The sequence below is a fragment of the Streptococcus sp. 2_1_36FAA genome (assembly GCF_000161955.2).
Lineage (GTDB): Bacteria > Bacillota > Bacilli > Lactobacillales > Streptococcaceae > Streptococcus > Streptococcus gordonii.
In genome coordinates this window covers 447,178-466,504 of record NZ_KI391974.1, presented here as the reverse complement: position 1 = coordinate 466,504, position 19,327 = coordinate 447,178, and the positions used below count along the sequence as shown (strand labels likewise).

Genomic DNA, 19,327 nt, shown 5'->3' with positions numbered 1-19,327 from the left:
GAACTATGGAAATATGGGATGCTTATAATGACAAGCGAGAAAAAATTGGCCAGTACTTGGTAAGAGGAGAGCGGATACCGTCTGGCCTATATCATCTCTGTGTGAATGTCTTAGTACGACATGAGGATGGGGACATTCTTTTTATGAAAAGAAGCAGCCAAAAGGAACTCTACCCCAACTACTTTGAATTTGGAGCTGGAGGAAGTGTACTAGCTGGCGAGGATAGCCTTAGCGCAGTACTTCGCGAGTTGAAAGAAGAAACAGGTTTAGTCCCCAGCCAGATAAAACTCATTGAGCAGACAATATCCTCTGAAGATCGGTGTCTATTTGATTACTATGAAGCAATTATAGTAGGTGATAAGGGGAATATAACTTATCAAGATGGTGAGACTGATGGACATGTCTGGGTAGGAATAGATGAATTGCCCGTTTTCATGAAAGAGGAGCTTCTCTTTCGACATCAAAAAATATTATTAAAAAAACTAATAGAAAAACAAGGTGACAGATAAAGTGTAGAAACCTCCCCTGTCATCTTTTCTTTTCCCAAAAAGGACGCTGAAACTCTCTATAAAAGTAATTTTTTGCTATAATAGAAAAAGAAAGATTCCAAAGGGGGAAACTTATGTCTGTTAAGGTCAAGGACCTCTTGCAAAAAGTAAGATTACAATTGATTTACGGTAGCGAAGAACTACTGGAAAAAGAAATTACGACATCCGATATTTCACGGCCTGGGCTTGAAATGACGGGATATTTTGACTACTATACACCAGAGCGCATTCAGCTGATTGGGATGAAAGAATGGTCTTATTTGATGAAGATGACGAGTCATAACCGCCATCAAGTCCTTCTGAAAATGTTTCAACCGACGACACCAGTTGTGATCATTGCTAGAAATTTGGAAATTCCAGATGAAATGATGCAGGCTGCTGAAGAAAAGCAGATTGTTATTTTACGTAGCCATACATCAACCAGCCGTTTATCAGGAGAAATATCCAGCTATCTAGATTCTCGTTTGGCTGAAAGGACAAGCATTCACGGTGTCTTAATGGATATCTATGGCATGGGAGTTCTCATTCAGGGTGACAGTGGTATCGGTAAAAGTGAGACGGGACTTGAGTTAGTCAAAAGAGGTCACCGTTTGGTTGCAGACGACCGTGTTGATATCTTTGCTAAGGATGAGATGACTCTCTGGGGTGAACCGGCTGAAATTTTGCGTCATTTGCTTGAAATTCGAGGTGTTGGAATTATTGATGTGATGAGTCTCTATGGTGCTAGTGCAGTTAAAGATTCATCGCAGGTTCAAATTGCAGTATATTTGGAAAATTACGACGTCAATAAGACCTTTGACCGCCTAGGTAATGGTTCAGATGAATTAGAAATTGCTGGTGTTCGAATTCCAAGGGTCCGCATTCCAGTTAAAACTGGTCGTAACATCTCCGTTGTTATTGAAGCTGCGGCCATGAATTATAGAGCAAAAGAAATGGGCTTTGATGCTACAAAACTTTTTGAAGAGCGTTTGACCAATCTGATCAGCCAGAATGAGGTGAAGAATGATTAATCCAATTGCCTTTCAAATCGGACCATTTGCTATTCGCTGGTATGCAATCTGCATACTTTCAGGCTTAATATTAGCTGTTTACTTGGCTAGAAAAGAAGCCCCTCGTAAAAAGATTAAACCTGATGACATTATTGATTTCATCTTGATTGCTTTTCCGCTTGCTATCGTGGGTGCACGACTATACTATGTGGCCTTTGAATGGTCTTATTATTCAAAACAGCCATTTATTGAGATTTTCATTACTTGGCATGGTGGTTTAGCTATCTATGGAGGGCTGATTACTGGTGCTCTAGTTCTTTATTTCTTTACTAGGAGAAAATTTATTAATACTTTAGATTTCCTAGATATCGCGGCTCCAGGTGTTATGATTGCTCAGAGTATTGGACGCTGGGGAAATTTTATCAACCAGGAAGCTTACGGTGCTGTGGTCAAGAGTTTAGACTACTTGCCAGGGTTTATTAGAAATCAAATGTATATTGATGGAGCTTATCGGCAACCTACTTTCCTTTATGAATCTTCTTGGAACTTGCTAGGCTTCATTCTTATTCTCTTTTTACGCAGAAAACCCAATTTTCTCAAGCAAGGAGACATTACAGCTTTCTACCTTATCTGGTATGGTTGTGGTCGGATGATTATTGAAGGAATGCGGACAGACAGTCTCTACTTTATGGGACTCCGGGTTTCTCAGTGGTTGTCTGCTCTCTTAATTATTCTTGGTGTCGCCTTGGTTGTTTATCAACATAGAAAAAAAGATACACCGTATTATTACACATCTTTAGAAATGGAGAAGAAAAATGCTTGAAATTTCATATAGTTTAGTCGCAGTCGCTTTGATTGCTTTGATTGTTTACTCCATCTTCTTGGTTAGAAAAATTAGCAATGTTGTGGATGAGACAGAGAAGACGATTAAAGTTCTTACAGCGGATGTTAATGTCACACTATATCAAACCAATGAATTACTAGCTAAAGTCAATGTTTTGACTGATGATATTAACGGTAAAATGGAGACCATAGAACCCCTCTTTACAGCTGTTGCAGATCTGTCACTATCTGTTTCAGATTTAAATGATTCAGCTCGTAATCTGAGTAAAAAAGCAGCAACGGCTGGTAAAAATTCAGTCAAGGCGGGTGCAGGTTTAACAGCTTGGCGTCTATTATCAAAATTTTTCAATAGATAATTACAAGAAAGAAGGTCCGTTATGGGTAAATTTTCATCGATTGTATTAGGAGCAGCATCTGGGGCTGCAGCAGCTATCTTCTTAAGCAGTGAAAAAGGCAAAGAAGTAAGAGCTAGAGTCAGCAATTTTATCAAAGAAGTGCAAGAGAATCCAGAAGAAGTAAAAGAGCAAGTTTGCCATTGTACAACTGACTTGAAAAATCAAACAGTAGATACTGTTACACAAGTAAGAGACAAGGTCAATAATGGTGAGATTACAAAAGAGTCTATTTTGACATCTGTAAAGGAAACTACAAAAGAGATGTTAGACTACTCACAAGATAAATTCCAAGCTCTCAAAGAAAAGATTCAAGAAGAGCATCTGACTAAAAATGATTTGGTATCTTCTATCAAAGAAAAAGCACATGCTTTGACAGATGAAAAAGATCATTCTGAAGAAATTGTTATAGACCTAAAAGAAGACTAAAAGAGCTGGTTAATCCAGCTTTTTTATTTTGTAGAACAACTTGACTCCAGGTCTCTAAAAGAATATGATAAAACTGGGGAGGTGGTCTGATGAAATGCATCAAACTTTTAAGCCTTATTTTGGCTATATTGTTTTTTACTGCCTGTGGTAACCAAGGAAAAGTAGCAAAACCATTAGATTCTTCTAGCTCTGTTTCTAGTAAGAAGTCGTCAAGTAATTCATCTACTTTTTACAGTTCAAAAGAAACTTCTTCAGACAATGGTTCGTCTTCGAGTAGTGCTTCAGGATCGCAGGAGATGCCACAAGTTCAGGAAACAGAAGAAGGCGCACTTCAGTTGAGACATAGGCTGGAAGTACCCATGCAGGTGCAAAGAGCATGGAATACTTGTGCTCCAACGACTGTCAGCATGATGTTAGCCAGTCGAGGGATAGATATATCGCAAGAACAATTAGCTGAGGAAATGGGTACAGATGCTCATTTTGGGACCCATAATGCCAATGCTATTCAGGTACTTAATCAGCATTTATTTGGTTATCCAGAACCAACTGATGGACAGGCGGGCTATCGCTTGGAAACTGTGAGATCTAGCTCATCTAATTCAATTGATATGCGCCTCTTTAAAGAGCGACTCAAGAAGAATATTGATGCTGGCTATCCTCTATATTATACGTTTGATAATTCAAAGATGTATCCTGGACGTAGTGGGGAGCACAATGTTATCGGAATTGGATATGAATTAAACTCAGATGCTTCTGATATTATTGGAGTTTATTATATTGATCCATCTTATACTGTTCAAGATCTGGTTTATGGAGGGTTAAAGAAAGTGACCCCTCAAGAGCTTTTGACAGCTATGTTGACTTGCCAAGAGCCGAATTATGCATGGTAAGAAAAAAGACCTGCTTCAAGTCAGAAGTAGGTCTCTTGTTTGATTAAAATTTCTTTTTTGAAATAAAACGATAGGTTTGCACTGTTGCAAAGCTTAAAGTCATAGCTAATGCCAGAGCAAAGAAAGTATTCAGTTTGAAAGACAGAAACAGAAAACTAAAAATTGCTATTAAAATACAAAACGCAGCAATATTAAAGAAGAAAAGCAACTCTTTTATTTTAGGTTCAATATCTGATTCTGGAATATATTCTTGGTATAAAGGTAATTGTTCTTCAGGAACTTCCTGATAGATATAATCCTCTTGATAATTTTTATAATCTCTAAGTGTCATTTTTCTCTCTCCTACTAGTACTATATCATTGTATCATGATTTATTGGGGTAATTATTACATTTTTGTTACAGAAAGAATAAAAATAGTTTTCAATATAAAAATAAAGTATCGAAAATTTAAGAAAAAATAGAAGTAAAAGAAAGAATTTGAAAAGAAAACTGGTTCATTTCTAAAAGTGTGTTATAATTAACTTTATGGAAAAGATAATTATTACAGCGACAGCTGAAAGTATTGAGCAAGTGAAGGAACTGCTGGAAGCAGGAGTTGATCGGATTTATGTTGGCGAGAAAAACTATGGCCTTCGTCTTCCCCACACTTTTTCTTATGACGAATTACGAGAGATTGCTAATTTAGTTCATGAGGCGGGAAAAGAAATAGTCATAGCAGTCAATGCTCTCATGCACCAGGAAATGATGGACAAGATCAAGCCATTTCTTGATTTTCTAGCAGAAATCCAGACGGATTATATTACTGTTGGGGATGCGGGTGTGTTTTACGTTGTTAACCGCGATCAGTATCCCTTTAAGACAATTTATGATGCTTCGACCATGGTTACCAGCAGTCGACAGATTAATTTTTGGGGACAAAAAGCTGGCGCATCAGAAGCAGTTTTAGCTAGAGAAGTTCCCTCAGCTGAACTTTTTGCCATGCAGGATATTTTAGAGATTCCTGCAGAGGTCTTGGTCTATGGGGCTAGTGTCATTCATCACTCCAAGCGCCCTCTGCTTCAAAATTATTACAATTTCACCCATATTGATGATGAGAAGACGAGGGAGCGTGATTTGTTCTTGGCTGAGCCAGGTGACCCAAGCAGTCATTATTCCATTTTTGAAGACAATCACGGAACTCATATATTTGCAAATAACGACTTAGATTTGATGACAAAATTGACAGAGTTAGCGGATCATGGATTTACTCATTGGAAATTAGAAGGAATCTATACTCCAGGTCATAATTTTGTAGAAATCGCTAAGTTGTTCATTCAAGCTCGAGATTTAATTTTGGCTGGTAAATTCACCCATGATCAGGCCTTTCTTTTGGATGAAGCTGTTCACCGTTTTCATCCTAAAAATCGTTTCTTGGATACCGGTTTTTATGAATATGATCCAGATATGGTCAAATAATTATAGCTATCTAAGAAAGCAAGAAATTTTCTTGCTTTTTTTCTATTGAAAAGATGTAAAATCACAATTTTTTGAATTCAGGAAATATTAGAATTGTGAAAACATTTGCCACATCTTGATTTTCCAAGTTTTTTGCTATAAAATAGAAAGGATTAAAAATTAGGGATTATCGATCTTATCTTGCAAATAGGAGAAATGATGACAAAAACATTGAAACGACCAGAGGTCTTGGCACCTGCTGGTACTTTAGAGAAGTTAAAAGTAGCTGTTCGTTATGGAGCAGATGCAGTATTTATTGGTGGTCAGGCTTACGGACTTCGTAGCCGAGCTGGGAACTTTACTTATGAACAAATGGAAGAAGGAGTTCAGTTTGCAGCAAAATATGGCGCAAAGGTTTATGTTGCGGCTAATATGGTGATGCACGAAGGTAATGAAATTGGTGCTGGAGAATTCTTCCGTAAACTCCGTGATATTGGGATTGCTGCAGTAATTGTATCAGACCCTGCTTTGATTGCTATTGCGGCATCAGAAGCGCCTGGATTAGAAATCCATTTGTCTACCCAAGCTAGTGCGACTAACTATGAGACTTTGGAATTTTGGAAAGAACTAGGCTTGACGCGTGTTGTTTTAGCACGCGAAGTATCTATGGAAGAATTGGCTGAGATCCGTAAAAGAACGGATGTTGAGATTGAAGCCTTCGTCCACGGAGCAATGTGTATTTCCTACTCAGGACGCTGTACACTTTCTAACCACATGAGTATGCGTGATGCTAACCGTGGTGGTTGCTCGCAGTCTTGTCGTTGGAAATACGACCTTTACGATATGCCTTTTGGCCAAGAAAGAAAGAGCTTGAAGGGTGAAATCCCAGAAGAATTTTCTATGTCTGCGGTAGATATGTCCATGATTGATCACATACCTGATATGATTGAAAATGGTGTGGACAGTCTGAAAATCGAAGGTCGAATGAAGTCTATACACTATGTATCCACAGTATCGAACTGTTACAAGGCAGCTGTCGATGCCTATTTGGAAAGTCCTGAGAAATTTGAAGCGATTAAACAGGACTTGATTGATGAAATGTGGAAAGTTGCTCAACGCGAATTAGCAACAGGATTCTACTACAGTACTCCGACAGAAAACGAACAGCTGTTCGGAGCTCGTCGAAAAATTCCTGAATACAAGTTTGTGGCTGAAGTTGTAGACTATGATGCTGAAAAACAGATCGCGACTATTCGTCAGAGAAATGTTATTCATGAAGGAGATCAGGTTGAATTCTACGGTCCTGGCTTCCGTCATTTTGAGACAGTCATTACAGATTTGCATGATGCGCAGGGCAATAAAATTGATCGAGCGCCAAATCCTATGGAACTCTTAACAATTTCTATGCCGACACCTGTTTGCCCAGGTGATATGGTGCGTAGCAGAAAAGAAGGCCTTATCAATCTGTATAAGGAAGATGGCACCAGCGTTACTGTCCGCGCCTAGATATAAAATAAATCCCAGTTTGTAAAAACTGGGATTTATTTTTTCTTTGGATTAGCTTTCTGTGCTACTCGAACTGTCTGAGGAACCAGACGCACACGTTGAATATCTGGAATCCGAATAATAGTTGACATGCTCTTATTGAAATTCTTAACAATCAACTGCTGGCGTTCTTGGTCATACTTAACAATATCGCCAGTAAAGCTTTTATTTTGAAAAATAACATGAATTCCGGATTTTTTCTTTAAGGCTAGCTCAATCGCGGATAAGATAGCAGTATTATTCTCGCTGTTCTGTTCGGTTTTTTTATCGTTTATAAACTCATTAGCTTTCTCAGTCAGCATTCTTAGAAATTTTTTCATGGCTAAAATCTCCATAACTTGATACAATATCATTATATAACATTTTCTCGTAAAATTCTAAATTTTTACGAATGAATTAAATGAAAGATGGATAACTGTTAAACAGCAGAGGCTGTTTTAGCTCATCTACTTTTGAATTCACCAAGGAGGTACTATGTCAGAATTTACATTTGAGATTGAAGAAAAACTTCTAGTCTTATCAGAAAACGATAAAGGTTGGACCAAAGAGCTTAACCGAGTTAGCTTCAATGGAGCGCCAGCTAAATATGATATTCGAACTTGGAGTCCGGATCACAGTAAAATGGGCAAGGGAATCACTCTTTCTAATGAGGAATTTCAGGTTCTTCTTGATGCATTTAAAAACTGATAGAAAAGTCTATCAGTTTTTTCTATTTCTCTGAAAAGTAGGGATGAAATTTCAGACTCTTAAAAATAGGGATGCTGATAATGGTGATGGCAACAATTTTTATCAATCCAGGCAGGATGAAAGGAGTTAGGCCAACCTCGACCGACTTAGAGAAATCAAGCCCTCCAAAGAACTGTAGTCCTAAGATACCACCGACAAAGACGAGAGCGGCACCCAATACATTAGCAATAAAAATCATATAGAAAGGACTGTCCTTATGGGTTAGACTGGATGTCACAAGGGCAAAGGGTAAAAAGAACCAGAGATAGCCAGCGCTTGGGCCAAATAGAGACTGAAAACCTCCGCTTCCTCCAGCAAAGACCGGTAGGCCAATAGCTCCTAGTAGTAGATAAATAAAGACAGACAAAACCGCTTCGCGAGGTTTGAAAATCGTCGCAATCAAACCGATAACAAAAGTCTGCAGCGTGATGGGAATGGGGCCAATGGAAATAGTAAATTGGGACAGGACAGCTAAAATAGCAGCCCCAATGGCTGGGAGCACAAGTAAGAAAACTTTATTTCGATTCATAACAGTAAACCTCTTTTGTAATTTATGGTAACTATTTTAAAGTCTATAGTGCCAAAAGTCAAGTATTTTTTATCGGCTCTGACTATTTCGTATTATTTTTTCCCTTTACTCCTGAAATATAAGAAAATAAATGCTATTAAACCAAAGACGTTAAAGAAGACAATACCGAATGTTGCAAGAATTTTATTTGTTTTACTCATCAAATCCTCCTCATATATACGTGTTTTTCATATCATAGCAAATTAATATCTAAAAGAAAAGTAGGAATTGGAAGAACGGATATAGTTATAAACTATATAATAATCAATAAAATAAGATTAGCTCAAAACCCTTTAAAAACTTGAGATAAGGTGGTCGTGTTGATATAATGAACCATAACCAAATTTCCATTTGATTTTTATAACATTTTTTATAGTAGAAAAGGAGAGTTGAGATGACAGTTAATCATGGACCATTTCGAGTTGATCACGTTGGCTCTTTCCTTCGTCCTAAGGAATTGGTAGAAGCAAGGGAAGCCTTTGCTGAGGGGACTATTGGCCAAGAAGAGTTGACTGCAGTGGAAGACCAAGCTATTCGAGCTTTAGTTTCTAAAGAAATTAAAGCTGGATTGAAGAATGTAACAGACGGAGAATTTCGTCGGGCTTATTGGCATTTGGACTTCTTCTGGGGGTTTCAAGGAATTGAGCATATCCAAGCCACTGAAGGCTATCATTTTCATGGGGAGACCACCAAGGCGGATTCGGCCCTCATTGCTGGTAAGATTACCGGCTTTCACCATCCTTTTGTAGAACATTATAAGTTTCTAAGAGATTTAGTGGCTGATCAAGATGGAGTTGAAGCAAAGTATACCATTCCGGCCCCTGCCCAATTTTATTTTGAATTAATACGAGATGCTGAGCATGTGGAGAAGCTCAATCAAGTTTATCCTGACTTCAACCAATTAAGGGAAGATATAAAACAAGCTTATTTACAAGTTGTTCAAGATTTATATGACGCTGGCCTCAGAACGCTACAAGTGGATGATTGTACTTGGGGTGTCTTGGTAGATGATAATTTTTTGACAGCCTGGGGTGCTCTTCAAGGAAAGAGCAAAGACCAAGTTCGTGCTGAATTAGCAGAGCTCTTCTTAAACTTCAACAATGATCTTTATCAAAATGTTCCTTCTGGTTTGACTGTTAATACCCATGTCTGCCGTGGTAATTACCATTCTACCTGGGCTTCTTCGGGTGGCTACGGTCCGATTGCAGATGAATTATTTGAAAAAGAAAAGGTGAATGCTTATTTCCTTGAATTTGATACTGAGCGAGCCGGTGGTTTCGAACCCTTGACTAAAGTAACACCAGGAAAAAAAGTAGTCTTGGGACTTTTGACTTCAAAAAGTGGTGATTTAGAAAACAAAGAAGAAGTTATTGCTCGGATTAAGGAAGCTAGTCAGTATGTACCGCTAGAAAATCTTTACCTTTCAACCCAATGTGGCTTCGCTTCTACGGAAGAAGGAAACATCCTGACAGAAGAGAGTCAATGGGAAAAAATTGCTTTGATTTCAGATATTGTAAAAGAAGTCTGGGGAGAATAGAATCGGAGGAAAAACATATGGCAGATTTGCTTGAAATATACCAAGAATTAAAAAATAAAAAATGGGTTAATCTTTCTCATCAAATCAAGGAAGATAGTCCGCATTTTCCGGCTTTGCCAGCTTTGGAGAAGAAAGATATTTTTACTCTAAAAGATGGTTTCCATGTACAGCAGTTTTCTGTAGTTGGTCAGTATGGTACTCATATTGATGCTCCTATTCATTTTGTAGAAGGTGGCCGTTGGTTGGAAGAAATAGACTTAAAAGATCTCCTTCTTCCTTTGTTTGTCATTGATAAATCAAAAGAAGTAGAGGAGAATCCTGACTTCATTTTGACCAAACAAGATATTTTGGACTTTGAAGCTGAGCATGGGAAGATTCCAGAAGGAAGTTTCGTGGCTTTTAGGTCTGACTGGTCCAAGCGTTGGCCTAGTCAAGACGCCATGAGAAATTTAGATGATCAAGGAATCCAGCATACACCTGGCTGGGGAAGAGATGCTTTGGAATTTCTGATTCATGAGCGCAGTGTGACTGCGGTAGGTCACGAAACGTTTGATACTGATGCAGGTCTTCCTACGGCTGAGCATGGCTTGGTTAATGAATATTATCTTTTGGCTGAGGATATTTACCAAGTAGAGGTATTGTCTAACTTGGACCAATTACCTGCTAAGGGAGCTCTAATTTCTATCAGTTTCCCTAACTGGCATCAAGCTAGTGGTTCGCCAGTACGAACTTTAGCCATTTTACCATAAGAAAAAAGAGCCTGAAGTTTTACTTCAGGCTCCCTTTTTTACAAAACTTTAGAAATTTTTGAGATTTTCTTGATGAAATCTTGATAAAGAGACTGTAAAATAAAGATTGTAGGATTAACAAGTTAATACGTGTCAAATCTCTCTTTTAGAAACTAAAAATGATGCATGGGAAGGTAAAAATTTTTGAAGAATCCATATAGAATCTTACAAAAATGTAAGATTCAAAAGAAAAATGAAAGATTAGACTATGGAATACTTATATACTTTATAATAAAATAAGGACACAAGTCAAAAAAGGCTTGTAAAACAAACCTTTTCTCTTCTTATCTCATAGTAACGAACTCTTCTGATCCCGTTGGGTGAATAGCCACTGTGGCATCAAAATCAGCCTTGGTTGCCCCCATTTTGATAGCGACAGCGAAGCCTTGAATCATCTCGTCTACCCCATATCCGATACCATGCAGACCAACAACCTTTTCATTCTCACCAGCTGTGATGAGCTTGAACTTAGCCTGTTGGCGATGCTGAGTTACTGCCGAATACATGGAAGCAAAGCTAGATGTATAGAGGTGAATATTATCAGCTCCATAAGTTTTTTTGGCTTCTTCCTCGGTTAGCCCAACAGTTCCAATAGCGGGGTGGGAGAAGACGACAGTAGGAATAGTTGAATAGTCCATCTTTGCGTCTGTTTTAGCGTTGAAAAGCCGCTCGGCTAATGTACGACCAGCCTTGATGGCAACAGGAGTTAGTTCTTTCTCGCCTGTTACGTCACCTAGGGCATAGATACCTGAAACTACAGTGTTTTGGTATTCATCTACAGCGATGAAACCTCGTTCGTTGAGAGTGACACCAGCAGCTTCTAGATTGAGGTCTTGAACATTAGGTTTTCGGCCGATGGCCCAGATGACATGCTGTGCTATGTGGCTACTGCCATCTTCAAAGTGAAGTCGCAGTTGATTGTCATCTAGTTTCTCAAGTTTTGTAGGTACTTTGTGAGTGTGTAGGGCAAGACCTGTCTTATCCATTTCTTCAAGTAAACCATCTACGATATATGAATCAAAGTTCCGCAAGGGACGATCACGTCGGACAAAGAGGTCTGTTTTGACTCCCAGAGTGTGGAGGACTCCTGCCAATTCAACTGCGATATAGCCAGCTCCAACGATGGCCACAGATTCGGGTAATTCTTCCCAAGCGAAGACATCATCAGATGTTTCACCTAATTCAGAGCCAGGAATAGAAGGGATAGCAGCATGAGCACCTGTTGCAATGACAATGTGTTTAGCACGGATTAGCTCACCGTTAACCTCGACAGTGTTAGCATCAACAAAGCGACCGCGTCCTTCAATCAATTCAACTCCATTGCGCTTAAAACTTCCATCGTAAGAAGATCGAGCACGATCAATATAGGCTTCGCGATTTTTACGCAAAGTGGCAAAGTCAAACGCTTGTTTGTCTGAAGTAAAACCATAGTCAGGACCGTAGTATTGGATGGCCTCAGCAATTTGAGCACCATACCACATGATCTTTTTAGGGACACAGCCAACATTGACACAGGTGCCACCTAACTTCTTTTCCTCAATGACAGCGACCTTGGCCCCATGTTCACCAGCTCGATTCATGGTAGCGATACCTCCGCTACCACCTCCGATAGCAATCATATCAAATTCTTTCATAATGTTTATTCTCCTTCTTTCAATATGAGGTAATTGTACCCTTTTTAAGAAATGAATGCAAAAATCTGCTACGAGAAAAATTGACATTTGAGAAAGATAAAATGTCATTTGAAAATTGCTAAGTTCAAAACAATAGTTTCAGGTTATAATGTATGTTATAATGAAAAAAATTAATTAGATTTCATTTTTAAAGGAGATTCCAATGAAAAAATTGAAAAAGTGGCAGTTGACTGCTCTGATTGCTGTTCCTCTTGCCATTGTAGTAGTTGTTCTTGCTATGCTATTTTTGAATCAGAAAAATGGCAATCAAGAGGCTTTAGATTCGAAACCTCTGGTTCAAAAGGCCAAAGAAGGATCAGTAGCATCTTCTGTACTTTTGTCAGGACAAGTATCTGCTAATAATGAGCAGTATATTTATTATGATTCGACAAAGGGGGATCTAGAAGGCGTCCTTGTTAATGTGGGTGATCAAGTTACAGTCGGACAAGCTTTGGTCCAATATCGAAACACTGAGGCACAATCTAACTATGATTCCGCTGTTCGAGCTCTCAATAAAATTGACCGTCAAATTTACGAACTTCAAAATAATGGGACAGCTCCTACCCCAAGCCCAACAGCAGAAGGAGAAGAATCTGGCGAAAGCACTGCACCAGCAGTTAATACACAACAATCCTTGGATTCTCAATTAAAAGATTTGCAAGACAACCGAGCTGATGCTGCGGATAAAGTCAATAGTTCCAAACTTTTACTTGATGCTACAACTGTATTAAGTACTGTTGAAGGAACAGTAGTTGAAGTTAATCGTGATGTTTCAAAATCAACAACAGGATCTAATCAAACATTGGTCCATATTGTTAATAATGGTAATCTCCAAGTTAAGGGTGAGTTGTCAGAGTACAATTTAGCTAATCTGTCAGTTGATCAAGAAGTCAGCATTACTTCAAAAGTTTATCCCGATAAGACTTGGACTGGTAAAATTAGCTATATCTCTAACTATCCAAAAGATGCTCAGCAAGCAAGCTCAAGTGCGTCAGCTGCTGGAGGATCAGGTGGAGGATCAGGTGCTAAATATCCCTTTACCATTGATTTCACTAGCGAAATAGGTGATTTAAAACAAGGATTCTCTGTAAATATCGAAGTGAAGAATAATAGCAAGGCTATTCTTATTCCGGTAAGTAGTGTTGTTACTGATGAAGATGGGAAAAATTACATTTGGAAACTAGATGATAAGGGTATAGCTAAAAAAGTTGAAGTCACACTTGGCAATGCTGATGCTGAAAATCAAGAAGTAACATCTGGCTTAGCAAAAGATGATAAAGTGATTATAAATCCAACTGCTGATTTAAAAGATGGGCAGGAGGTAAAATCCTATGAAGAAATTAATTGATTTAAGTGGCATCAATAAGAGCTATCGCAATGGAGATCAAGAACTGCAGGTTTTAAAAAACATTAATCTTCAAGTTGAGGAAGGTGAGTTTTTAGCCATTATGGGGCCATCTGGATCTGGTAAATCAACTTTGATGAATATTATTGGTATGTTGGATCGTCCTTCTAGTGGAACCTATCATTTAGATGGGAAGGAAGTGGCTCGTTTGGGTGAAAAGAAATCAGCCAAAGTTCGTAATCAGGCAATTGGATTTGTCTTTCAGCAGTTTTTCCTCTTGTCCAAGTTAAATGCTCTTCAAAATGTTGAATTACCCTTAATTTATGCAGGAGTTTCTCAGTCTAAACGTAAGGCTTTGGCAGAACAATACTTGGAAAAAGTTGAGTTAGGAACTCGGATGCATCACTTACCATCAGAATTATCAGGTGGGCAAAAGCAGCGTGTTGCGATCGCTCGTGCCCTAGTAAATCGTCCCTCTATTATTTTGGCAGATGAGCCAACAGGGGCCTTGGATACAAAAACAGGTGAACAGATTATGGAATTGCTGACTGAATTAAATAAAGAAGGCAAAACCATCATTATGGTTACCCATGAACCAGAAATTGCAGCCTATGCTAAACGACAAATTGTCATTCGAGATGGCGTAATTTACTCTGATTCAGCGCAGAAAGGAGAAGCATAGATGCAAAACTGGAGATTTGCTATTGGATCTATTATGGGCCACAAAATGCGCTCCTTTCTAACAATGATTGGAATTATCATTGGGGTCGCTTCTGTTGTAGTTATCATGGCCTTAGGAAATGGGATGCAACAGGGAGTTACCAAAAGTTTCACGAAGGATCAACAATATGTCGCTCTGAATTATTCACCAACAAAGAGTAATTATGTTATGGGGATGAATCTTATGGAAGGTCCTGCAGGAAATGAGGGAGGCAGCCAAGAAGTTGATAACGAAGAAAACGAAGCTCCACCAGTTATTCAAGATGCTTGGGCTAAAGAGCTCTTAAAAATTGATGGAGTGAAAGGTTACTATACAACCAATGGAGGTCCATCTGCAACATTCTCTTATCAAAATAAGAAAGCGGATGGAGTATTTATTACTGGAGTTAGCCAATCTTTCTTTCAAATTAGAAAATACGAGATCTTGGCAGGTCGTACCCTCCTTCCTGTGGATTACCAGCGCTTTTCTAATGTGATGATGATTGATGAAACAGTTGCAACCTCACTTTTTGGAAGTAGCGCAGAAGCCTTAAACAAAATCGTATCAGTTGGAGATAGCAACTATCGGGTTATTGGAGTCTTTAAAGATCCCAATGCTGGTCAAAGTATGAGTATGAGTTCAGGAAGTGCTCTAATGGCGAATACCCAAGTAGCATCTGAGTTTCATTCAGAAGAAATATCGACTGTTTATGTCTATGTGCCAGAAGTCAGCCGTGTCAACGAAGTTGGGATAGAAGCAGCTAAAAAATTGACCCAGATTTCAGGAGCTCGCCAGGGTGAATATCAAATCTTGAATATGGAGAGCATGCTGGAACAGTACAAGCAGATTACAGGTACCATGACAGGAGTTATTGGTGCGATAGCAGGAATCTCACTCTTTGTCGGTGGTATCGGGGTTATGAATATCATGCTGGTGTCAGTTACCGAGCGGACTCGTGAAATCGGTCTGAGAAAAGCTTTAGGAGCTACAAGAGGAAACATCTTAACCCAATTCTTGATTGAATCCATGGTTCTTACCCTAATTGGAGGAATGTTGGGCTTAGGACTGGCTTATGGTATTAACGCGTTAATTGCTGCGGTCGTACCAGAAGATGTCTTTGGTGGACCTCCGATTGTGTCTACTACAGCTGCAGTAGGAAGTCTTGTCTTCTCAGCAATGGTTGGTGTTGTTTTTGGAATTCTACCTGCGAATAAAGCTTCCAAGTTGGATCCAATTGAAGCACTGAGGTACGAATAATGAAATTAGGAAAAGAGTTTAGGAACCTAAACTCTTTTTTTGTTTATAAAAAACACTGCTGAAGTCTAGCAGTGTCTGAATGTGAAAATTATTTCATTGTCGGGAAGAGAAGGACATCGCGAATGGTAGTCACATCTGTTAATAACATAACCAGACGGTCGATCCCAATACCCAGACCTCCAGTTGGTGGCATACCATATTCTAAAGCTTCGACATAGTCGTAGTCAATGCCAGTTGCTTCATCATCACCAAGCTCTTTAGCTTTAGCTTGGGCTTCAAAACGAGAAAGTTGATCAATTGGATCGTTCAATTCGGTGAAGGCGTTGGCATATTCTTTGGTCATGATGAAGAGTTCGAAACGGTCAGTGAAGCGTGGATCTTCTGGATTTTTCTTGGCTAGAGGAGATACTGCAACAGGATGACCATAAACAAAGGTTGGTTGAGTTAAGGTTTCTTCCACAAATTCTTCAAAGAAAGCATTAATAATATGGCCGACTTCTGTGAAGTGTTTTTCAAGGGGAACTTTCTTTTCCTTAGCCAAGGCAGTAGCTTCTTCAAAGCTCATATCTTGCCAGAAATCCACGCCAGTAATTTCCTTGATGGCATCTACCATATGAACGCGTTTAAATGGTTCATTAATCTTGATTTCAGTTCCCTGATAGTTGATAGGTCCATCTCCGCATACAGAGATAGCAGCGTGTTGAATAATGCCTTCGGTCAAGTCCATAATATCTTGGAAATCTGCATAAGCTTGGTAAACTTCAATAGATGTAAACTCTGGATTATGAGTGGCATCCATTCCTTCGTTACGGAAGATGCGGCCGATTTCATAGACTCGTTCCATACCACCTACAATAAGGCGCTTAAGGTGCAGTTCAGTCGCAATTCGAAGCACCATATCAATATTTTGGGCATTGTGATGAGTAATGAAAGGACGGGCAGCAGCACCACCTGCTTCATTGTGGAGAACAGGAGTTTCGACTTCAAGGAAGCCTTGCCCATCAAGGTAACGGCGAATTTCAGAAATGATTTTTGAGCGAGTAACAAATCGATTGAAGCTCTCACGGTTAGAAATCAAATCCAAATAGCGTTTGCGATAAATAGTCTCCACATCTGTCAGTCCATGGAATTTTTCAGGAAGGGGACGAAGTGCTTTAGAAAGGTGGGTAATATGGGTAGCTTTGATAGATAATTCTCCCATATCAGTACGCATCACTTCACCTTCAACTCCAAGGAAGTCTCCTAAGTCAGCTTTTTTAAAGATTTCATAGTTTTCTTCACCGACTTCATCTTTGCGGACGTAAATTTGAATTTGGCCCTCACGGTCTTGGATGTGAGCAAATCCAACTTTTCCTTTACCACGTTTAGTCATGAGACGTCCAGCAATAGTAGCTGTATCAGCTAAGTCGTGCAACTCTTCTTTACTTTTATCTGCGTATTTTTCTTTTAATTGTCCAGAGTTTGCAGTGCGCTCAAAACGTTTCCCGAAAGGATCAATTCCTTGCTCAGCCAGCGCAGCCATTTTTTCACGGCGAATAATTTGCTGGTCATTTAATTCTTCAAAATGTTCAGTAGTCATGTTTTCCTCCAAAAGTATTCCAATTTATTTTATCACAAAATCTATGGAAATTCACCTATATTTAGCTTTTAAGAAAGAAAAAACTGCGAATTTAAAGATTCACAGTATCAAGATTTTCAAGATGGTCAGTATTGTTCCAGTCTAGTAGAGAAAACTTCTCAAAATCAGTTGTTTCGAGGATAGTGACACTTCCATTACTGAGACCACCATTTTTTCGTATGCTACCAACTTCATAGCCAAGAAGAGTTCGAATTGAAGCCGTAAGATTAGCTCCATGTCCAACAAATAAGAGATTCTCTGCCTCTAAATCTTTTAGAGACTTGATAAAATGGATAACTCGATGGGTCGTTTGGTAAACTGATTCTGCATCAAATAAACTATGGTCAAACTGAGCAAGATTGTGCCGAAAGGCATGCATTTGGTGGGGATATATGGCAGCAATAGTTTCCCATTTGGCTCCCTCTAATTTACCTAAATTCCATTCTCGTAATTCTTCTTTTAATATAATTTCTTGCGGAAAATGATTTTCTGAATTAATGATTTGAGCTGTCCTGACGGCTCTGGATAAATCACTAGAGAATATCTTATCAAAGCGAGTCTTAGCAAGGTGCTTCCCTAGAATATGTAATTCTTCAATAGCAGTAGGTAAGAGCGGTGAATCACCTCCAGCACCCTGAAAGCGACCTTCCAAATTCCACTCAGTCTTTCCATGACGGATAAAGTATAGTTTCATAGTTTTCTCTTTCAAATGAAGTGCCTGCTCTAATCTTCTTTTATGTCAGCAAATTCTGCTTTGACAAAATCCGCCAAGTCCTGGGCCTTGATTAGAACGCTACGTCCAACTTCTCCAGCGGATACGATAATAGCTTCTCGTTCTAGAGAAACCTGGTCGATGAAGATAGGGAAGGAGTGCTTTTGGCGGATACCAACTGGATTGTTGGCACCATGAACATAGCCAGTTGTTTTTTCGAGATCCTTTTGAGGAATCATAGCAACCTTTTTATTTCCAGAAATTTTGGCTAATTTTTTCTCAGATAAATGCTCAGTAATGGGGAGAATACCAATAACAGGTCCGGTTTTATCCCCTGACAATGCTAAGGTTTTATAGATCTGAGATCGGTCGTCGATGTCTCCAGTTTCATTTTCGAGGGCATTAATTTGCAATCCTTGGTGGGGAATATTAGCCTTGGTCAAGATCTGTTCGACCAGTGTTTTTTTTAATTTTGTTTTTTTTGCCATTATTTATACTTCTCTTCTAACTGACTCATCCAAATTCCTAGCCAAATACCTAAACCAAAGAAGAAGGCTGTTATGACAAAGGTGATAATAGACGTTCCTGCATAAGTAATGCTTTCACTATTACCAGCATTTGGAATGACAATAAGCAAGGTGCTAGAAAGCACAATACCAATAATGAAATGATAGACTCGCGAATGAAAATTTTTGAGTGCATAGTCCATTGTTTTTGAAAAAGCTATGAGAGCTAAAGCACCTCCGATAGCAATTGGTAAAAATGTTCCAAAAAGATCTAAGGACTTGAAACCAGTCAGCATTGGAGTGTATAAACCTAAAATCAAAAGTAGATTAGAAGGACTAAGTCCAGGAACTAAAATCCCTAGAGCAATCAAGGCTCCCGCTAGCATAAAGGTCAAGAAATTTGCTGGAAGAGTCCCAACCATACTATTGAGAAAATAGAGGAAAAAACCAGACAGGACAAAAGTCAGCCAGAAAATAGCTATATCAATTCGATCACGGTCTGACTCGCGAACAGACTCCTTGACTAGACTAGGAATCGTCCCGATAATAGCGCCTGCAAATCCCCAAAGAACGATAATCTTATAGTGGGCTAGTAAATATTCAACTGGAAGAGAAAAGAGAGCAATTCCAAGAATCATACCTATACCAACCGGAAGGAAAAAGAGGACATTCTCCTTAAAGTTATCTTTGATATGAGCTAGAAAAGATATCATACGCTCATATATTCCCAAAATGGCGGCTAAAACTCCGCCAGAAACACCAGGCAAGATAAAACCAAGTGCGATAATCAATCCTTTAATCATTCTTGTAATCCAAGAAAACATCA

The 19,327-nt window shown here is 38.9% G+C and carries 22 protein-coding genes; 14 read left to right on the top strand and 8 right to left on the bottom strand.

Annotation, left to right across the window (positions count from 1 at the left end; genetic code table 11):
* Window positions 1-5 precede the first annotated feature (5 nt).
* The 6 genes from HMPREF0847_RS04695 (at window position 6) to HMPREF0847_RS04670 (ending at window position 4,091) form a co-directional block, all read left to right on the top strand.
* The gene (locus tag HMPREF0847_RS04695; RefSeq protein ID WP_008809047.1) at window positions 6-509 is read left to right on the top strand and encodes an NUDIX hydrolase; all 504 of its coding nucleotides are present in this window, start codon (window positions 6-8) and stop codon (window positions 507-509) included.
* Window positions 510-622: 113 nt separating this feature from the next.
* On the top strand, window positions 623-1,558 hold the full coding sequence (gene hprK, locus HMPREF0847_RS04690) for an HPr(Ser) kinase/phosphatase (RefSeq protein ID WP_008809046.1): 936 nt from the start codon (window positions 623-625) through the stop codon (window positions 1,556-1,558).
* The gene (gene lgt / locus HMPREF0847_RS04685) at window positions 1,551-2,360 is read left to right on the top strand and encodes a prolipoprotein diacylglyceryl transferase (protein ID WP_008809045.1); all 810 of its coding nucleotides are present in this window, start codon (window positions 1,551-1,553) and stop codon (window positions 2,358-2,360) included. The genes hprK and lgt overlap by 8 nt, the downstream gene beginning before the upstream one ends.
* Window positions 2,353-2,736 (top strand): DUF948 domain-containing protein, encoded by a 384-nt coding sequence (locus HMPREF0847_RS04680; RefSeq protein ID WP_008809044.1) that lies wholly within the window; start codon window positions 2,353-2,355, stop codon window positions 2,734-2,736. The genes lgt and HMPREF0847_RS04680 overlap by 8 nt, the downstream gene beginning before the upstream one ends.
* Window positions 2,737-2,757: 21 nt before the next feature.
* Complete coding sequence (locus tag HMPREF0847_RS04675) at window positions 2,758-3,201, top strand: YtxH domain-containing protein (protein WP_008809043.1); 444 nt, start codon at window positions 2,758-2,760, stop codon at window positions 3,199-3,201.
* Window positions 3,202-3,290: 89 nt separating this feature from the next.
* Window positions 3,291-4,091, top strand: a complete 801-nt coding sequence (locus HMPREF0847_RS04670) for a C39 family peptidase (RefSeq protein WP_008809042.1) — start codon at window positions 3,291-3,293, stop codon at window positions 4,089-4,091.
* A gap of 43 nt (window positions 4,092-4,134) precedes the next feature.
* On the opposite strand, the gene HMPREF0847_RS04665 is transcribed toward HMPREF0847_RS04670, so the two are convergent.
* The gene (locus HMPREF0847_RS04665; protein WP_008809041.1) at window positions 4,135-4,422 is read right to left on the bottom strand and encodes a DUF3270 family protein; all 288 of its coding nucleotides are present in this window, start codon (window positions 4,420-4,422) and stop codon (window positions 4,135-4,137) included.
* Window positions 4,423-4,617: 195 nt separating this feature from the next.
* Here HMPREF0847_RS04665 and HMPREF0847_RS04660 point away from each other — a divergent pair, with 195 nt between their 5' ends.
* Window positions 4,618-5,547 (top strand): peptidase U32 family protein, encoded by a 930-nt coding sequence (locus HMPREF0847_RS04660; protein ID WP_008809040.1) that lies wholly within the window; start codon window positions 4,618-4,620, stop codon window positions 5,545-5,547.
* Window positions 5,548-5,745: 198 nt separating this feature from the next.
* A complete protein-coding gene (locus tag HMPREF0847_RS04655) occupies window positions 5,746-7,032 on the top strand; it encodes a peptidase U32 family protein (RefSeq protein ID WP_020992677.1) in 1,287 nt (428 codons plus the stop codon).
* Window positions 7,033-7,067: 35 nt separating this feature from the next.
* On the opposite strand, the gene HMPREF0847_RS04650 is transcribed toward HMPREF0847_RS04655, so the two are convergent.
* Window positions 7,068-7,406 (bottom strand): hypothetical protein, encoded by a 339-nt coding sequence (locus tag HMPREF0847_RS04650; protein ID WP_172601499.1) that lies wholly within the window; start codon window positions 7,404-7,406, stop codon window positions 7,068-7,070.
* Window positions 7,407-7,545: 139 nt separating this feature from the next.
* On the opposite strand from HMPREF0847_RS04650, the gene HMPREF0847_RS04645 reads away from it, so the two are divergent.
* Complete coding sequence (locus tag HMPREF0847_RS04645; protein ID WP_008809037.1) at window positions 7,546-7,758, top strand: YdbC family protein; 213 nt, start codon at window positions 7,546-7,548, stop codon at window positions 7,756-7,758.
* Between the two features lie 22 nt (window positions 7,759-7,780).
* Here HMPREF0847_RS04645 and HMPREF0847_RS04640 read toward each other — a convergent pair whose 3' ends face one another.
* Window positions 7,781-8,326: a biotin transporter BioY gene (locus HMPREF0847_RS04640; RefSeq protein ID WP_008809036.1), complete on the bottom strand. Its 546-nt coding sequence runs from the start codon at window positions 8,324-8,326 to the stop codon at window positions 7,781-7,783.
* Between the two features lie 433 nt (window positions 8,327-8,759).
* On the opposite strand from HMPREF0847_RS04640, the gene HMPREF0847_RS04635 reads away from it, so the two are divergent.
* Window positions 8,760-9,902, top strand: coding sequence for a 5-methyltetrahydropteroyltriglutamate--homocysteine S-methyltransferase (locus tag HMPREF0847_RS04635; RefSeq protein WP_008809035.1), 1,143 nt, complete (start codon window positions 8,760-8,762; stop codon window positions 9,900-9,902).
* A 17-nt stretch (window positions 9,903-9,919) separates the two neighbouring features.
* On the top strand, window positions 9,920-10,651 hold the full coding sequence (locus HMPREF0847_RS04630; protein WP_008809034.1) for a cyclase family protein: 732 nt from the start codon (window positions 9,920-9,922) through the stop codon (window positions 10,649-10,651).
* Window positions 10,652-10,974: 323 nt separating this feature from the next.
* Here HMPREF0847_RS04630 and gorA read toward each other — a convergent pair whose 3' ends face one another.
* On the bottom strand, window positions 10,975-12,324 hold the full coding sequence (gene gorA / locus HMPREF0847_RS04625; RefSeq protein WP_037622343.1) for a glutathione-disulfide reductase: 1,350 nt from the start codon (window positions 12,322-12,324) through the stop codon (window positions 10,975-10,977).
* Window positions 12,325-12,526: 202 nt separating this feature from the next.
* Here gorA and HMPREF0847_RS04620 point away from each other — a divergent pair, with 202 nt between their 5' ends.
* The 3 genes from HMPREF0847_RS04620 to HMPREF0847_RS04610 are packed head-to-tail and all read left to right on the top strand — an operon-like array spanning window position 12,527 to window position 15,665.
* Window positions 12,527-13,711: an efflux RND transporter periplasmic adaptor subunit gene (locus HMPREF0847_RS04620; RefSeq protein WP_008809032.1), complete on the top strand. Its 1,185-nt coding sequence runs from the start codon at window positions 12,527-12,529 to the stop codon at window positions 13,709-13,711.
* Window positions 13,695-14,390, top strand: coding sequence for an ABC transporter ATP-binding protein (locus tag HMPREF0847_RS04615; RefSeq protein WP_037622341.1), 696 nt, complete (start codon window positions 13,695-13,697; stop codon window positions 14,388-14,390). Before HMPREF0847_RS04620 ends, HMPREF0847_RS04615 begins: the two co-directional genes overlap by 17 nt.
* Entirely contained in the window at window positions 14,391-15,665 is a 1,275-nt protein-coding gene (locus tag HMPREF0847_RS04610; protein ID WP_008809031.1) for an ABC transporter permease, read from the top strand. It abuts the gene before it with no gap.
* 88 nt (window positions 15,666-15,753) lie between these two features.
* Here HMPREF0847_RS04610 and lysS read toward each other — a convergent pair whose 3' ends face one another.
* From lysS to HMPREF0847_RS04590, 4 genes are all read right to left on the bottom strand, one after another.
* Complete coding sequence (gene lysS, locus HMPREF0847_RS04605; protein ID WP_008809030.1) at window positions 15,754-17,244, bottom strand: lysine--tRNA ligase; 1,491 nt, start codon at window positions 17,242-17,244, stop codon at window positions 15,754-15,756.
* Window positions 17,245-17,335: 91 nt separating this feature from the next.
* On the bottom strand, window positions 17,336-17,977 hold the full coding sequence (locus HMPREF0847_RS04600; RefSeq protein WP_008809029.1) for a histidine phosphatase family protein: 642 nt from the start codon (window positions 17,975-17,977) through the stop codon (window positions 17,336-17,338).
* Between the two features lie 29 nt (window positions 17,978-18,006).
* On the bottom strand, window positions 18,007-18,483 hold the full coding sequence (locus HMPREF0847_RS04595) for an aminoacyl-tRNA deacylase (RefSeq protein ID WP_008809028.1): 477 nt from the start codon (window positions 18,481-18,483) through the stop codon (window positions 18,007-18,009).
* On the bottom strand, window positions 18,483-19,325 hold the full coding sequence (locus HMPREF0847_RS04590; RefSeq protein ID WP_008809027.1) for a DUF368 domain-containing protein: 843 nt from the start codon (window positions 19,323-19,325) through the stop codon (window positions 18,483-18,485). The genes HMPREF0847_RS04595 and HMPREF0847_RS04590 overlap by 1 nt, the downstream gene beginning before the upstream one ends.
* Window positions 19,326-19,327 lie beyond the last annotated feature (2 nt).

Excerpts from the sequence above, each read along its gene's own strand:
- HMPREF0847_RS04695 (WP_008809047.1), top strand. The coding sequence starts at position 6 with ATGGAAATATGGGATGCTTATAATGACAAGCGAGAAAAAATTGGCCAG.
- hprK (WP_008809046.1), top strand. The coding sequence starts at position 623 with ATGTCTGTTAAGGTCAAGGACCTCTTGCAAAAAGTAAGATTACAATTG.
- lgt (WP_008809045.1), top strand. The coding sequence starts at position 1,551 with ATGATTAATCCAATTGCCTTTCAAATCGGACCATTTGCTATTCGCTGG.
- HMPREF0847_RS04680 (WP_008809044.1), top strand. The coding sequence starts at position 2,353 with ATGCTTGAAATTTCATATAGTTTAGTCGCAGTCGCTTTGATTGCTTTG.
- HMPREF0847_RS04675 (WP_008809043.1), top strand. The coding sequence starts at position 2,758 with ATGGGTAAATTTTCATCGATTGTATTAGGAGCAGCATCTGGGGCTGCA.
- HMPREF0847_RS04670 (WP_008809042.1), top strand. The coding sequence starts at position 3,291 with ATGAAATGCATCAAACTTTTAAGCCTTATTTTGGCTATATTGTTTTTT.
- HMPREF0847_RS04665 (WP_008809041.1), bottom strand. The coding sequence starts at position 4,422 with ATGACACTTAGAGATTATAAAAATTATCAAGAGGATTATATCTATCAG.
- HMPREF0847_RS04660 (WP_008809040.1), top strand. The coding sequence starts at position 4,618 with ATGGAAAAGATAATTATTACAGCGACAGCTGAAAGTATTGAGCAAGTG.
- HMPREF0847_RS04655 (WP_020992677.1), top strand. The coding sequence starts at position 5,746 with ATGACAAAAACATTGAAACGACCAGAGGTCTTGGCACCTGCTGGTACT.
- HMPREF0847_RS04650 (WP_172601499.1), bottom strand. The coding sequence starts at position 7,406 with ATGGAGATTTTAGCCATGAAAAAATTTCTAAGAATGCTGACTGAGAAA.
- HMPREF0847_RS04645 (WP_008809037.1), top strand. The coding sequence starts at position 7,546 with ATGTCAGAATTTACATTTGAGATTGAAGAAAAACTTCTAGTCTTATCA.
- HMPREF0847_RS04640 (WP_008809036.1), bottom strand. The coding sequence starts at position 8,326 with ATGAATCGAAATAAAGTTTTCTTACTTGTGCTCCCAGCCATTGGGGCT.
- HMPREF0847_RS04635 (WP_008809035.1), top strand. The coding sequence starts at position 8,760 with ATGACAGTTAATCATGGACCATTTCGAGTTGATCACGTTGGCTCTTTC.
- HMPREF0847_RS04630 (WP_008809034.1), top strand. The coding sequence starts at position 9,920 with ATGGCAGATTTGCTTGAAATATACCAAGAATTAAAAAATAAAAAATGG.
- gorA (WP_037622343.1), bottom strand. The coding sequence starts at position 12,324 with ATGAAAGAATTTGATATGATTGCTATCGGAGGTGGTAGCGGAGGTATC.
- HMPREF0847_RS04620 (WP_008809032.1), top strand. The coding sequence starts at position 12,527 with ATGAAAAAATTGAAAAAGTGGCAGTTGACTGCTCTGATTGCTGTTCCT.
- HMPREF0847_RS04615 (WP_037622341.1), top strand. The coding sequence starts at position 13,695 with ATGAAGAAATTAATTGATTTAAGTGGCATCAATAAGAGCTATCGCAAT.
- HMPREF0847_RS04610 (WP_008809031.1), top strand. The coding sequence starts at position 14,391 with ATGCAAAACTGGAGATTTGCTATTGGATCTATTATGGGCCACAAAATG.
- lysS (WP_008809030.1), bottom strand. The coding sequence starts at position 17,244 with ATGACTACTGAACATTTTGAAGAATTAAATGACCAGCAAATTATTCGC.
- HMPREF0847_RS04600 (WP_008809029.1), bottom strand. The coding sequence starts at position 17,977 with ATGAAACTATACTTTATCCGTCATGGAAAGACTGAGTGGAATTTGGAA.
- HMPREF0847_RS04595 (WP_008809028.1), bottom strand. The coding sequence starts at position 18,483 with ATGGCAAAAAAAACAAAATTAAAAAAAACACTGGTCGAACAGATCTTG.
- HMPREF0847_RS04590 (WP_008809027.1), bottom strand. The coding sequence starts at position 19,325 with ATGTTTTCTTGGATTACAAGAATGATTAAAGGATTGATTATCGCACTT.